The sequence below is a fragment of the Marivirga tractuosa DSM 4126 genome (assembly GCF_000183425.1).
Lineage (GTDB): Bacteria > Bacteroidota > Bacteroidia > Cytophagales > Cyclobacteriaceae > Marivirga > Marivirga tractuosa.
In genome coordinates this window covers 3,066,770-3,080,652 of sequence record NC_014759.1, presented here as the reverse complement: position 1 = coordinate 3,080,652, position 13,883 = coordinate 3,066,770, and the positions used below count along the sequence as shown (strand labels likewise).

Genomic DNA, 13,883 nt, shown 5'->3' with positions numbered 1-13,883 from the left:
AAAATCAGAATTGAAATTTAATAAATAAGGATGGAACTGGTAATGTTTTTTTCAATAATTTCCTACAATCGCTGAATTTCAACCGATTTGGCTGCAACTTGAGCGGGCTTGAAAGATGCTAATATAGTAATGACAGAAATTGTCAGCATGGTGAAAATAAAATCTGAAGCAATCATCTTAACAGGATAAGCCTCTTGCACAGCTGACGCCATATTCATTGAGATTAGTCCATACTCTTGCTGCAGTAGACAAATAATAAATCCAAAAAGACCACCAGTAAGCGCTCCCGATAAAGAAATAATCGCACCTTCTTTTAAGAAAACATTGCGGATTGTTTTGATAGGGGTGCCCATGGCATACAATATGCTAATGTCTCTTTTCTTATCAAGTGCCAACATAGTAAGTGCAAAAAAGATATTGAAAGAAGCAACAGCCAAAATAAAACTGAAAGTGAGGTATATAAATAATTTTTCTATTTTGATTGCTTTGAGCAATGAAGCGTGTTGTTCGTCAGAATTTAAAACCTCGAATTCATCTCCTAAATCTTTTTGTAAGGATTCTTGTACCTGGTCAATTGAAACTCCGGCATCCAAATTAATTTCAATGGATGTGCATTCATTTTTCTTCCCTATTAATTTTCTAGCAAAGCGTATTGGCACAAAAATATACTTTTCATCATATTGCTTTTCAATAGCAAAAACCCCGGCCGGCATCAAAATTCCAGAATTGTACATGCTAGATGGATTAGTTCTACCAGGACTAATGTTTTTCGGATAATAAAATTGCAAAGCTAAAAAATCGTTACGTGAGTTGATGGATAAATCATATCGAATGCCTTGTCCCACAACTGCAAAGTTCTGTTCTTTTTCCGTCAGCTTCAATTGGCCTTCGGTAATATGATTTTTTAAACGACTATTTTTAACAAATTCAGGACTTACCCCTTTCATCCGAACTACTGATTCACCATCATTATAGCGCACCAACACATTGTCCTCAACGACTTGCACTATGGTTGCAAGGCCTTCACTTTCTTCAATTGCTTTTTGAAGCTCATCATCATATTCAAAGAATTTACCTTCATTTAAGCTGATCTTGATATCTGCATCAAAAGAGCTATATAATGAACGGATTAAATCTTCCAGCCCGTTGAAAACCGAAAGCACAATGACCAATGCGGCTGTTCCAATTGCAACACCTACCATGGCAATAATGGACAGTACATTAATGAATCCTTTTTTCTTCTTAGAAAGGAAATATCTTCTTGCTATGAAAAATGATAGGTTCTTCAATATTTTAATGGTGAATTTTTATTCCTTATTTTCATCATCATCCTCATCCTTTTCCTCAGGTGGAATGTCAAGTTTAGATAGAATATCATCAATTCGATTTGCCCTTTCCAAGGTGTCATCCATAAAGAATGCGATCTCAGGAACAATCCTAACTTGCTTTCCAATTCTATTTCCTAAATGTTTCCTGATTTCACTTTTTCTTTCTCTAATCATTTCCAGCGTTTCGCTTGGATTGTCAGACAGCATTAGGCTTAAATAAATCTTAGCAAAACTTAAATCTGGGGACACTTCCACATCAGTTATGGTGATAAAAGCTTTTCCAAAGGCATTAGCCATTTGTTTTTGAAAAATTTCGCTTAAATCTTTCTGTAATAAACTGGAATATTTTTTCTGTCTTGAACCTGCAGCCATATTATTCTATAATTTCTTTACAAATATGCACGATATTTTATACAATTTGTGCTTAATCGCCTAATTTAGCAATCGAATTTTAAACAAAACCAAAGACTATTGTTAGGTTTTTTCCGAATAAACGATCCTTATCGCTTACTGATACTTTTTTTGGCAGTATTTCTATTGCGTTTACCCTATTTAATTGGGTCGGAACCTTTGGTATATGAAACCAATTGGCTCTTGATTGGAGAAGCCCTTAATTCGGGAAAAGTTTTGTATAAAGATTTGATTAGCCCAATTGCACCATTATCTGCATGGGTGTATATGATCATAGAATTTGTTTTTGGCAAATCAATATTAGCATTACAAATATTATCTGTTTTGTTGGTAACTTATCAGTTTTCCCTTTTTAACAACATCATGTTGAGAAATAAGGCCTATAATGAAAACTCCTACATTCCAGCATTGATATATGCAGTGATGATGTTTACATTCTATGATTTCTTCACATTATCGCCCACACTCATTAGCCTAACCTTTATTCTACTAGTCTTAGATAATATTTATTTGAGAATTGAAAATAAGTTAGATGATGCTACTATTTTAAAAACTGGGCTATTCATGGGGCTTGCAGTTTTGTTTTACTTGCCTAGCATAGTATTTTTTGTGGCTACAATACTTTCTTTTGCAATGCTAACAAGTTTAGTATTAAGACGATATCTGCTTTTCCTTTATGGCTTTTTGTTTCCATTTGGGATTGTGTTTATTTACTTTTTCTGGCAGGATGGTTTGAAAAGTTTAATTTTCCAGTGGATTGAATTTAGTTTTTTAAATCAAGTAGTTCCCATTACTGACTTTAGATCGATGTTGATCATTATAGGTTTACCTGTTTCAGTATTCCTGTTTTCCTTATACAAAACGTTCGCTGTAGGAAGATTTACAAATTACCAGGTCAGAGTTCAGCAAGTAATGTTCATTATGTTTTTAGCAGCACTTGGCTGTTGGTGGTTTTCTGATGAAAGAGCTCCATACGAACTGTTGTTATTTATACCTTCTTTTGCATTTTTTATCACTCATTTCATTTTACAATTCAACAAAAAAATTAGGGCAGAAATCTTCACTTTTGCATTCACCATTTCTTTAATCGTAATAGGATATAGCTTATATTATCAAAATACTCCCCTTCATCATTATGGTGATTTGAATAAGCTTCAAACTTCTCAAAATCTTTATGAGAATTTGTTAAACAATAAAAAAGTCATGATTTTGGGAGCTAAGTCGAATATTTATAGAGAGGCAAAAAGTGTTGCTACTAAATATCTCCACCCTGAATTAAGTAGCAAGGTTTTGGGTGACATGAGTGAAAAAGAGCGATTGATTCATCTATATGATGATATTGACAAACATAAGCCAGAAGTCATCATAGATTTAAGTGGTTATTTTAAAGATTCATTAAAGGAAATGCCAACAATTGAATCTCAGTACAGTTGCAAAAGCAAAAATGTATACCAACTGATAAATAAAGAAAGATAAATTAACTGTTACAACAATTATTTTTAAGACGTGTGCCTTTAGCATTGTTTTATAATAGTATTTTATTGATATTTGGAATAATTTATGGGAGAACTACTATTATATATAGGGATAATAACAGTATCAACTTGGGCGGTCTGGAAAGGTGGCAGCCTATTGGAGGAGTCATCAGAAAAGTTATCTGATTTCTATCATTTGCCGCCATTAATTCAAGGAACTATAATTACAGCGGTTGGCTCTAGTTTCCCTGAATTAGCAGCAACAGTTCTTTCTACACTTCTTCATGGAAAATTCGATTTAGGTGTTTCTGCTATAGTTGGATCTGCTATCTTTAATATATTAGTAATTCCTGGTATCTCGGCAGTTTTGGTCAAAAGAATGCCAGCGGATTTAAGCTTAATCTATAAAGACACGCAGTATTACATCATTTCTATATTTATTTTATTTATATCGTTTGCACTTGCTTATATCTATCATCCAATTGTGATTAGTCCTAACAATATGGAAGGCACAATGACCAGATGGATTGCTTTAATTCCTGTAGTATTCTACGGACTGTATTTGTTTATTCAAGGAATGGAAACGAGGGACTATAGAAGGGATCACGGCAAAAGAGCTGTACTAGGGGTAGACGTAGATAAAGAAAATATCAACATCAGAAAGGACTGGATTAAATTAATTATTAGTTTAGTTCTTATAGTTGCTAGTGTGGAAGGCTTAGTAAGCGGAGCTATTTTCTTGGGTGAGTTTTTCAATACCCCTGATTTTATATGGGGTATAACGATAGTAGCAGGTGCAACAAGTATTCCTGACGCTGTAGTAAGCATCAAAATTGCCAGAAAATTCAAAGGTTCAATTAGCTTAGGAAATGTAATTGGAAGTAACATTTTCGATCTTCTGGTAGCCGTTCCAGTCGGTGTTTTAATAGCAGGCACTGCAATTGTGAATTTTACAGTAGCTGCACCTTTAATGCTTTTCTTGGCATTAATCACCATTATCATGTTTGTATTTTTAAGAACAAATCTAGCCTTAGTTAGATGGGAGGGAATTGTTCTTTTGGCACTATACGTGCTCTTTGTGGTATGGATGATATTTGAAACTTTAGGAATCACCTCGTTCGTTATAAAATGAAAAAAGCTCGCTATTTGAACAGCGAGCTTTCAAAAAATAACTACCTATAAAAAAAATTACTTAGCTTTTTCAGCAAAGTACTGATGAAATAAAGCTACAGTTTCTATCCCCTTCAAGTAATTTTCTACTCCAAAGCTTTCATTTGGTGAGTGAATAGCATCTGAATTCAATCCAAAACCCATCAAAATACTATCTAACCCTAAAATATCTTTAAACAAAGAAACGATTGGAATACTACCTCCTTCTCTAGTCGGGATTGGCTTTTTACCCCAAACTTTTTCGAAAGCTCTCTCTGCCGCTTTATAAGAATCAGTATCTGTAGGAGTTACATATGGCATTCCACCATGATGCGGTGTCACTTTCACCTTCACACTTTTTGGTGCTATACTTTCTAAATGCTCCTTAAAAAGCTTAGTGATTTCATAGTGATTCTGATTTGGTACCAAACGCATAGAAATCTTAGCATGTGCTTTTGATGGAAGTACTGTTTTAGCACCTTCACCAATATACCCACCCCAAATTCCATTTACGTCTAATGTAGGACGAATTCCCATTCGTTCAAGCGTATTATAAGAAGCTTCGCCTTCCACATCGTCTATCAGTAAATCCTTTTTATAATCTTCTAAGATAAAAGGAGCCTTATTCATTTCATCTCTTTCATCTTGAGTAAGCTCCAACACCTTATCATAAAAACCCGGCACGGTCACTTTTCTGTTTTCATCCTGAAGTGAGGCTATCATTCTGCACAAAACATTAATGGGATTAGCAACAGCACCACCATAAACCCCAGAATGTAAATCTCTATTCGGACCAGTCACTTCGATTTCCAAATAACTGATACCCTTCAAACTTACTGCCATTGAAGGATGCTCATTGGCAATCATTGAAGTATCCGAAATAACTATAACATCAGATTTCAATTTCTCTTTATTCTCAGCAATGAAGATTTCCAAATTTTCTGAACCAACCTCCTCTTCACCTTCAATCATGAATTTCACATTACATGGAACTCCTCCATTTTGCATCATCATTTCGAAGGCTTTAATATGAATATACATCTGCCCTTTGTCATCAGCAGATCCACGAGCTACAATTTTTCCATCTTTTATGACTGGATTAAATGGTTCTGAATCCCATAATTCATACGGATCGGCTGGCTGAACATCATAATGTCCATATACTAAAACTGTTGGTAATTCTGGATCAATCAATTTCTCAGCATAAACAATGGGATGTCCTTTGGTTTCGCAAACTTCTGCATTATCAGCACCAGCAGCTTCAAATTTTTCCTTTACATATTGTGCTGCTTTTTTTACATCTGCTTTAAACTTCGGATCAGCACTTACGCTTGGTATTCTTAATAATTCAAACAACTCATCCAAAAACCGTTGTTTGTTCTCGCTTAGATATTTTCCTGTTTCTTCTTTCGTTATCATTAATTGAAATTTTATATAAAATAATCTGTTGATTTAAAATCCATCGTCATCATCCTCTGTAGGCGTATCATCTTGCTGGGGAAGAGGCGTATTATTTACTGGTGCAGCTGCTGCTCCAGCTTCGCTAGACATTTCTAGGTAATATGGTGCATCAATGTCGAAATATTTTTTGCGGTATTCTTCAACAAAATTTGTCACTTCTAATTTATCTCCAGTCAAAAACACAAACTCACCAAATTTAGCTTTCTCTGCTTTTGATTTACGATTAATCAATTCATTAGCTTCCTCATTGGATGAAAAGAAAATCAATCTATCTTCCTCATAGTGAAAAAAGTACCAACAAGATGGCGAAATTTGCAGGAAGATTTTAATTGCAGAACCCATTTCCAATCTCTTAATCTCAATAAAACCATCCACATTAGCATTTATATCGACATTACCCGTATTTGACAAACCAATCTTCCCAACATTGTACCAAACCTGCTCTTCTGAAGACCATTTCATGTCAAGATTATTTAATACCAGCGTTTTCGTTAGGCTTGATGATAATGAGTGCAAAGGAATATACTCATTAAAAATATATTCCTCATATCTTTTAGCAGCACTATTTCCTGCTAATTCGGCTAACTTAGGCAATAGACGATCCAAGTCTTTAGTTGATTCTGGTAATCCTAAGCGCTGCACAACCTCAATCATGTCATTGCCTATAATTGTAGTAAATGAGTTAGGTAAATCAAACTCAGTGGTCATCATTAAATTGAATACAAATTCTTGTGTCAACAAATCTCCTGACCCAGAACCTGCACTTCTAAATTCCGCTTCATCTCTACTCTCTATAAATTTAAAAGGCCCTTCAAAATTAATTTTTTGCTCCTTTTCATTATAGGAAAAATATTTACCTGACAAGGAGCTTCCACTTTTCCTGTCTTTATCTTCTATGATAAATTGATTTTTAGATGCACTATAAGTCAACATTCCACTTGGTAGGAAAAAATCACTGTCTGTAAAGTCTCTCTTCTCATTCAAGAATGTGGCATATAATTCATTATCAACCTTATCGAAATGAATTCCTGCCTGTAGAGGTTCACCCATTTCAGTTACGCTATTATCGAAATCAATTACCACTTCCTTATTACTTCCATCACTTGTGTAGCTAATCCAAGTATCATAATTGGGTATATCTTGCAGATCAGGCTGAACATAACCTTTCAGTTCAAGAGCTGGCTTATCTGCATACATGGTGACATCTCCTTTATAATACATGCCCGGACTAATCAACATTCGGTCATCCTTAGTGACAACTCCAGAAGATACAGTCCTTAATTTACGATCACTATCCCCAGGGTCTTGGATTGGTTCCAAGCTGAACTCACCCATTTTTATTGAAAAAGTATCTCCAATGGAATTTACATATCGATAAGTCGCATTACCAATAAATTTATTTCTAGAAATAATTTCAATCTCAGCATTATACAGATTATGGTAATTTGTTAACGTATCAAGTGATAAAGCCGCATTATACAATTTATTGATAGTTCCATTTTCACCAATAATTACCTCCCCTCCACTTGGTGTGATTTTCGCATCCGCTACAGTAATTGATGGAATTCCTGAAACTTTCAATGATTGCGTTTCAATATCATAAATCGCTTTAGTTGCATTAAAAACCAAGGAATCTTGTTCTGGATTTGTAGAATAAAAGTACGAATTGCTGATATTAATATTGCTCGGCTTAGTCATTTCTACAATTTTTTCATCCAATTTCCATAAGGCAGATGGAATAGATGTCTTGTAACTTGCATAAGGAAAGTTCAAGGCTGCATCACCTTCAATTTCAGGATTTATGGTGGCAATATTGGCTTGAAAGTCAAAATCTAAACGTACATCATCTGCTGCTAGGGCCGGGATAGTATCAGAGGATTCAATTTCAAAATTGGCGTGTCGTGCAGAAAATCTATGCTCTTTAAAGTTGTAGTTCTTAGATGTGGTAGTGGATCCACGAGTTTTCATTTCACCTTGACCAAAAAGCCCTTTTTTAGAAATAATTGTAGTTCCTTCTAGTGAGGCAGTTTCATCATACATTCTAAATGCATCTGACCTATTGGTTAAGTAAAGACTGTCTTTGAAAGTTAGCCAACGAATATCAAAATTTGAAATCTCCATTTTCGGAAAAGAAACTCCTTCCCATTCACCGGGTTCAATTTTAGCATAAGTTCCTAAACCCTTAATGGAATCCTTAAAAAAGGTGAAGTTTTCAGAAAGAATGGTAGAGCTCAAATATTCTATTTTTTTGCCGCCTCTTAGCCCTTGATTATCCAATCGAATACTTCCGTAGAACTTTGCTTGCCCATTTAATAAATCAATCCCTTCTTCGGCAATGGGATGTTCAAATCCCAATGATTTATCTGGCATCACCCGTAATTTTTCTTCGAATTCAGGAAAAATATCTCCAGAATGAAACTGACCCTCAAACGCAATTGAATTAGGATCACTACTACTTACTGAATCTATCTCAAATGGTGGAATAACGAAATATAAACTCTGATCATAAACTCCTCCCAGAATCTCTTCCCCTAAGAAATATACCGTTGCCCCTTTGGTTGCATTGAATATAGGATACTTTGGAAACTCTTTCTCTGCAGATTTATTATTTGGCTCATTGATGTATAGCACTCCAGCAGTTTCCACTAATTGGTTTTGAATTTGCTCTTTGTTTGATTGTTTGTTTTTATCTCCTTTTGCTAAATTAAATTTAATATTATCAATCTGTGGCATAGATATCAAGAAGCTATCATAGTCCATTTCAAAATCAGAACCAAAATATTCATAGTTACCAGCATATACGGTCCCATTGAATTGGACATCTCGATTCTTCTTCAAAGTTACTCTTCCACTGTCTGGAGTCACCCTTACTCCCAGTTTATCATTAATAATAAATTCCTCGACACCCACTATATCCATGGTTCCCTGATCCAAATTTAACTTAGCATTTGGTTTCCCAGAAGCTACTGAAGAAATCTGAACATTGTCATAATCTTTTTTGCCCCACCTTGAATCAACGTAATGGAAACCCTTGTCTAACATTTCAATTTTCCCACTTACTTGATCATATTTAATGAATCCATTTGCCATCAACAACTTCATGCTTGCTCGGAGTTTTTTATCTTCGATCCGCTTCATCTCCTCTACCACTTCATCTACATAAAATTCTTTTTTATTCGTTTCTCTGCTGTAATGAACCACTACTTGTAGGGGATGAAAAGGATATAATCCTGACAAACTATTATATCTATACTCATTAAAATATTCAGCGGATTCAAACAATGCAGGAACTCTATTTCCAGCCAACAACACCGAAATATCAACTACGGAAGAATCCATATCCCAAGTAATTTTATCAGCTGTGAAATCCATATTAAAAAAACTAGCGTAGAAGGGTGTATTACTAAAATTACCACTCTTTTTAAGGAGAATTAGATCATTCTCATTAACCTTATAATTAATAGCTAAACCAGGATGATATATTGAATCATTTCTCTGATAAATAGAGACACTACTTTGATCAGAGGTAAATGTGCTATCCTTATAAACAAAATTTCTTGATTCAGCCCTAAATTTTTTTAATGCCTGACCCTGTAATTCAATACTGCCAAAACCGCTATCCATAGAAGCTGTACTGAGTGTTTTTCCTTTTAAAGTAACACCTCCTTTTACGTACAAGCCTTGTTTATCAACAAAATTCAGGTCATAATCTGAAGCATAGGATTGGAAGTAAGGATAAGTTGAAGGTCTATTGCTTCTGGTTTCAGCTTTAAACTCAACGATTCCTTTTACAGGTCTTTTAACAATTGCAGGATAATGAAGAGTAGATTGTTCCGCATAAAAATCTTTCTTATTTACTTCAAAAGTAAAATCAGCTAACTCAGCATATAGCTGATCAGGTGCAACACCGAGATGTTCCCACGTTAGTTCTCCTCCTTCCGCTACAAAAGTTGACCCTATAAGCTCCATACTTCCCGTCACATTATTAATTTTAACAGAATCAGTTGACGTTAAGAACTTTAAGTTTATATTTCTCAACTTTACTATGGGGCCTTGCAATGTAGGCATTGGTTCACTATATATTGCAGCAGGAGCATCTACTTCCTCTGCTTGTTGCCCAGCATTAGCATCTGCACTTTCTTCACCCCAATTATCATCATTGCCCCAACCATCGTCTTCACTTTCACCCCAACCATCATCACTACCCCAGTCATCATTAGATTCACTTCCCCATGTGTCTGTTTCAGCCTCTTCAGCAGGCTCAGAAACCTCTTCAAATACTTCAACCTCCGGCTCGGAAGGCCATTCGAAACTAACGCTTCCGTCACTAAATACTACTTGATAATACTTGCTGTAGAAAATTGCTTTCTTCTCTAAAATTTGTTCCGTAACACGTAGAAGTTCTTTAAACTGCCTCGATTCTAACTCTTCAAATGCTCTCTCTATTGTTTCAAGAAAAGAATTGATTGCCGCAGCTGGATCTTTCAAATTTGATGCTCCACCAGATAAAGTGCTAATAAATGGAAGTCTATATTCTCGGACACTAAAATTTTGATCCACCATTTTACCGTAAATCTCCTTTATCTTTTTTCTATTAGAATCAGTAAATAAGTTATCTTGATTCCAATAATTTTGAAAAAATAAAGAAACCCCTTCTCCTTTTTCAGAATTCAAAGTTGCCAAATCCATCTGAACTGATTTTAAGAAATCAGGTTTATCGGTTTCCTCAGAAACCGCATCATTTTGGGAATATGCCCAAAATGAATTAAGAAAGATTAATATGGTGATATAGAAAAATCTCATTTATTATTCTTAAGCAAAAGTGCTGACCATTGGTTCCTTACAGACTGACTAATAAGTTCTAACGAACAATTTTCGCATTCATTTAAAATATCTCGATTATCATTTTCATAAAACCCGCTCAACATTAGAAATCCAGTTTTTTTAATGTGCTTCTGCAAATGTTGTATGTCTGCTAGCAATATATTTTTATTGATATTGGCTAAAATCAAATCGTAAGATGATGCTTGAGGAATAGTTTGGACTTCGCCTTGCCAAACCTTGTAAATCGAACTATCAACTGAATTTAATAAAAAATTTTCATTAGTATTTTCAACTGCCCATTCATCTATATCATAAGCTTCCACTTTTCCAGCTCCTTTAATTGCAGCTAAAATAGCTAAAATTCCTGTTCCACAACCTGCATCTAAAACTTCCGCCCCTTTCAAATCCATATCATGCATCAAGTTCAGCATTTGATAGGTAGTTTCATGATGTCCCGTTCCGAAGGACATTTTTGGAGTTACAACAATCTCAGTAGGGAATTTCGGGTTGGATGGGTGAAAATCAGCACGGACTAAAATCTTGTTTTCTACTTCAATGGGCTGATAGTTTTTCTCCCAATCCGCATTCCAGTTTTCTTTCTCCACTGAACCCAATTCATAGGTGACAGAAGTCAAACTTTCATATTGTTGAAAAAGCTCCTCAATTTGAGAAGCTTCTATTTTCTGATTTTCTTCGGAATAAGCAAAAAGCCCGTTTCCATCTTCCTTTTCTTGAAAGGTAGAGAATCCAATTTCTGCCAACTCTGCCATGAATATTTCAATGAATTCTTCATGACAATTTACTTCTAACGATATATAACTCATTAAAAAGACTTGATTATATCAGTAAAATCTCTTGATTTCAGAGATGCCCCTCCAATTAAACCTCCATCAACATCCGGTTGAGAAAAAAGCTCTTTCGCATTATCAGGTTTACAACTTCCGCCATATAAAATAGACGTTTTATTTGCAGCATCTTGTCCAAATTTTGCAGCAATATGCTCACGAATGGTTTTATGCATATCTTGAGCTTGTTGAGAACTAGCTGTTTTACCCGTTCCAATTGCCCAAATTGGTTCGTAAGCAATTACGATATTTTTAAATTGCTCAGGGGTTAAATGAAATAAGCTGTTGGTCAATTGCTTGGTCACATATTCATTTTGAGTATCCGCCTCTCTAATTTCAAGAGGCTCACCACAACAAAAAATTACCTTCAAGTCATTTTTCAAAGCATTATCAGTCTTTTTGGCTAATTCTTCATCGGTTTCAGAGAAATGTTCTCTTCTTTCGCTATGCCCTAAAATCACATATTGAGCACCTAAAGATTTTAACATAGGAGCCGAAACTTCACCTGTAAAAGCACCAGCATCTTCTTGATGACAATTCTGACCAGCCAAAACGATCTGTCCCATTTCAGGAATTAAATTTTCTACTGCATATATGAAAGGCGCTGGAGGAGCAATCACCACTTTCACATCCGAAGGAGCCTCATCTTCGACCATATTGGCAATTTCAGAAGTTAAGGATTGTGCTTCCACTAAAGTTTTATTCATTTTCCAGTTTCCTGCTACTATTTTCTGTCTCATCTTATTTTCAAATTTTGTTATCCGCTAAAAAACAAAAATAAGAAGATTTGAGCATAAAGCTAAGGGATAGTAAGTTAAGATGTAAGGAACAAGTAAAGAGAAATGAAAATCAATGAACAGTTCGGAAATACTTAACTGTTCAGATAAATTGCTTGTTCAGAAATGCCAGAGAACTTGAATTTTAACCCTAATACTCCCACTTGCCCATATCCACTACTGGCCTTAAATAAATATCAGGAATAATCAAATTCAGTTTTTCCAACGCTACCTCATTCATCAAGGATACTTTATGAATGTTAAAGCCTTCGATTTCCTTCAATTCTGGAATCCAATGTCTTACATAATCTCCTTTTACATCATATTTTTTAGCTTGGCTCAGAATATTAAAATAACGATTCTCTCTTGGATCATTTCCAACTCCTGCAACATAAGCCCAGTTTCCCCAGTTGCTGGCCACGTCATAATCAATCAATTGATGCTCAAAATACCAAGCACCCATTCGCCAATCCAACCCTAAATCTTTTACTAAAAAGCTAGCTACATTTTGCCTACCTCTATTGCTCATAAAACCAGTAGCATTTAATTCCCGCATATTAGCATCAATAAAAGGGACACCCGTTTCAGCAGTTTTCCATTTTTCAAAAAGCTCTAAATCCCACTTCCAATCTACTCCTTTTCCTTTTATACCTTCTTTTTGAAAAAGCTGCGCTCCAAATTTTTTTAACACAAAATGAAAATAATCTCTCCAAATCAGTTCAAAAATCATCCAGTAAGTAGATTGATTTTTCTTCCGTTCCTTTTCATATTGTTTAACCTGATAATATATGGATTTGGGAGAAATGCATCCTAAAGCCAACCATGGTGAGAATTTCGAAGAATATCGTTCGCCCAATAATCCATTTCTAGTATTTTTATACTCTTTTAATTGATCTGAATCCCAGAAATAATATTCCAACCTTTCCCAGGCATGTGTTTCTCCTCCCTGAAAATTTAGAACTGATTTCTCTTCTGGGCTAATACTTCCAATCGCTAAATCTGAAAATTCAAAAACTTCCTTTACAGGGATAGACGCTGATAAATCCTCTGGCGATTCAAATAGATCTCTAACCCCAGTTTGCTTTTCATTCTCCTTTCTGAATTGAGTAAAAATATCTGGTAACTTTCCGATTGGCCAAGGAATATCATCTTCATGGAAAAGCGTGGTTTGGGCATAAAAATCCACCTTTGCTCTATGCTTAATAAAAAAATCTTCAACGGATTTCTCTAACTCAAATTCCTCAGTGCCAGATTCTTTTGGAGCATACAGGGCATCAAATTTATTTTCTATCGATAGTCGCTGAATAAGATCTTCTGCATCGCCTTTTAGCATAACCAATTGTCCACCTTTAGCTTCAATATTTTGCTTTAAATCTAGAACAGATTGCCAAAGAAAATTTAATTTTTTGTCAGACGACCTTTTAAGTCCTACAGGATTTTTCTTCCATTCTCTCTCATCAAAAATATAGAGTAAAAGGTACTTTTCTGAATTTTGGACACCTTCCAACAGTGCTTGGTTATCTTTCAGCCTTAAGTTTTTCCTAAACCAAATAAGCGACTTTCGATGCTTTTTTTTCATTTTTCCAGATTTTTAATATGTCATCATAACCGATT

9 protein-coding genes are annotated in these 13,883 nt (G+C 35.0%); 2 read left to right on the top strand and 7 right to left on the bottom strand.

Features of this window, described 5'->3' with window-relative positions:
* Positions 1 to 62 precede the first annotated feature (62 nt).
* Together FTRAC_RS13030 and rbfA are read right to left on the bottom strand one after the other, a co-directional pair.
* A complete protein-coding gene (locus FTRAC_RS13030; protein ID WP_013454728.1) occupies positions 63 to 1,289 on the bottom strand; it encodes an ABC transporter permease in 1,227 nt (408 codons plus the stop codon).
* 18 nt (positions 1,290 to 1,307) lie between these two features.
* Positions 1,308 to 1,700, bottom strand: coding sequence for a 30S ribosome-binding factor RbfA (gene rbfA, locus FTRAC_RS13025; protein WP_013454727.1), 393 nt, complete (start codon positions 1,698 to 1,700; stop codon positions 1,308 to 1,310).
* Positions 1,701 to 1,850: 150 nt separating this feature from the next.
* Here rbfA and FTRAC_RS13020 point away from each other — a divergent pair, with 150 nt between their 5' ends.
* Both FTRAC_RS13020 and FTRAC_RS13015 read left to right on the top strand, forming a co-directional pair.
* On the top strand, positions 1,851 to 3,215 hold the full coding sequence (locus FTRAC_RS13020; RefSeq protein ID WP_148230085.1) for a hypothetical protein: 1,365 nt from the start codon (positions 1,851 to 1,853) through the stop codon (positions 3,213 to 3,215).
* Between the two features lie 84 nt (positions 3,216 to 3,299).
* A complete protein-coding gene (locus tag FTRAC_RS13015; protein WP_013454725.1) occupies positions 3,300 to 4,346 on the top strand; it encodes a sodium:calcium antiporter in 1,047 nt (348 codons plus the stop codon).
* Between the two features lie 56 nt (positions 4,347 to 4,402).
* Here FTRAC_RS13015 and FTRAC_RS13010 read toward each other — a convergent pair whose 3' ends face one another.
* From FTRAC_RS13010 to FTRAC_RS12990, 5 genes are all read right to left on the bottom strand, one after another.
* Entirely contained in the window at positions 4,403 to 5,782 is a 1,380-nt protein-coding gene (locus FTRAC_RS13010) for a dipeptidase (protein WP_013454724.1), read from the bottom strand.
* Between the two features lie 33 nt (positions 5,783 to 5,815).
* Entirely contained in the window at positions 5,816 to 10,627 is a 4,812-nt protein-coding gene (locus FTRAC_RS13005) for a hypothetical protein (protein ID WP_013454723.1), read from the bottom strand.
* Complete coding sequence (gene prmA / locus FTRAC_RS13000) at positions 10,624 to 11,472, bottom strand: 50S ribosomal protein L11 methyltransferase (protein WP_013454722.1); 849 nt, start codon at positions 11,470 to 11,472, stop codon at positions 10,624 to 10,626. The genes FTRAC_RS13005 and prmA overlap by 4 nt, the downstream gene beginning before the upstream one ends.
* On the bottom strand, positions 11,472 to 12,233 hold the full coding sequence (gene tpiA / locus FTRAC_RS12995) for a triose-phosphate isomerase (protein ID WP_013454721.1): 762 nt from the start codon (positions 12,231 to 12,233) through the stop codon (positions 11,472 to 11,474). Before tpiA ends, prmA begins: the two co-directional genes overlap by 1 nt.
* A 187-nt stretch (positions 12,234 to 12,420) precedes the next feature.
* The gene (locus tag FTRAC_RS12990; protein ID WP_013454720.1) at positions 12,421 to 13,848 is read right to left on the bottom strand and encodes a DASH family cryptochrome; all 1,428 of its coding nucleotides are present in this window, start codon (positions 13,846 to 13,848) and stop codon (positions 12,421 to 12,423) included.
* Positions 13,849 to 13,883 lie beyond the last annotated feature (35 nt).

What these genes read in the sequence shown, in the direction of transcription:
- rbfA (WP_013454727.1), bottom strand. Translation starts at nt 1,700, where the DNA reads ATGGCTGCAGGTTCAAGACAGAAAAAATATTCCAGTTTATTACAGAAA.
- FTRAC_RS13015 (WP_013454725.1), top strand. Translation starts at nt 3,300, where the DNA reads ATGGGAGAACTACTATTATATATAGGGATAATAACAGTATCAACTTGG.
- FTRAC_RS13010 (WP_013454724.1), bottom strand. Translation starts at nt 5,782, where the DNA reads ATGATAACGAAAGAAGAAACAGGAAAATATCTAAGCGAGAACAAACAA.
- FTRAC_RS13005 (WP_013454723.1), bottom strand. Translation starts at nt 10,627, where the DNA reads ATGAGATTTTTCTATATCACCATATTAATCTTTCTTAATTCATTTTGG.
- prmA (WP_013454722.1), bottom strand. Translation starts at nt 11,472, where the DNA reads ATGAGTTATATATCGTTAGAAGTAAATTGTCATGAAGAATTCATTGAA.
- tpiA (WP_013454721.1), bottom strand. Translation starts at nt 12,233, where the DNA reads ATGAGACAGAAAATAGTAGCAGGAAACTGGAAAATGAATAAAACTTTA.
- FTRAC_RS12990 (WP_013454720.1), bottom strand. Translation starts at nt 13,848, where the DNA reads ATGAAAAAAAAGCATCGAAAGTCGCTTATTTGGTTTAGGAAAAACTTA.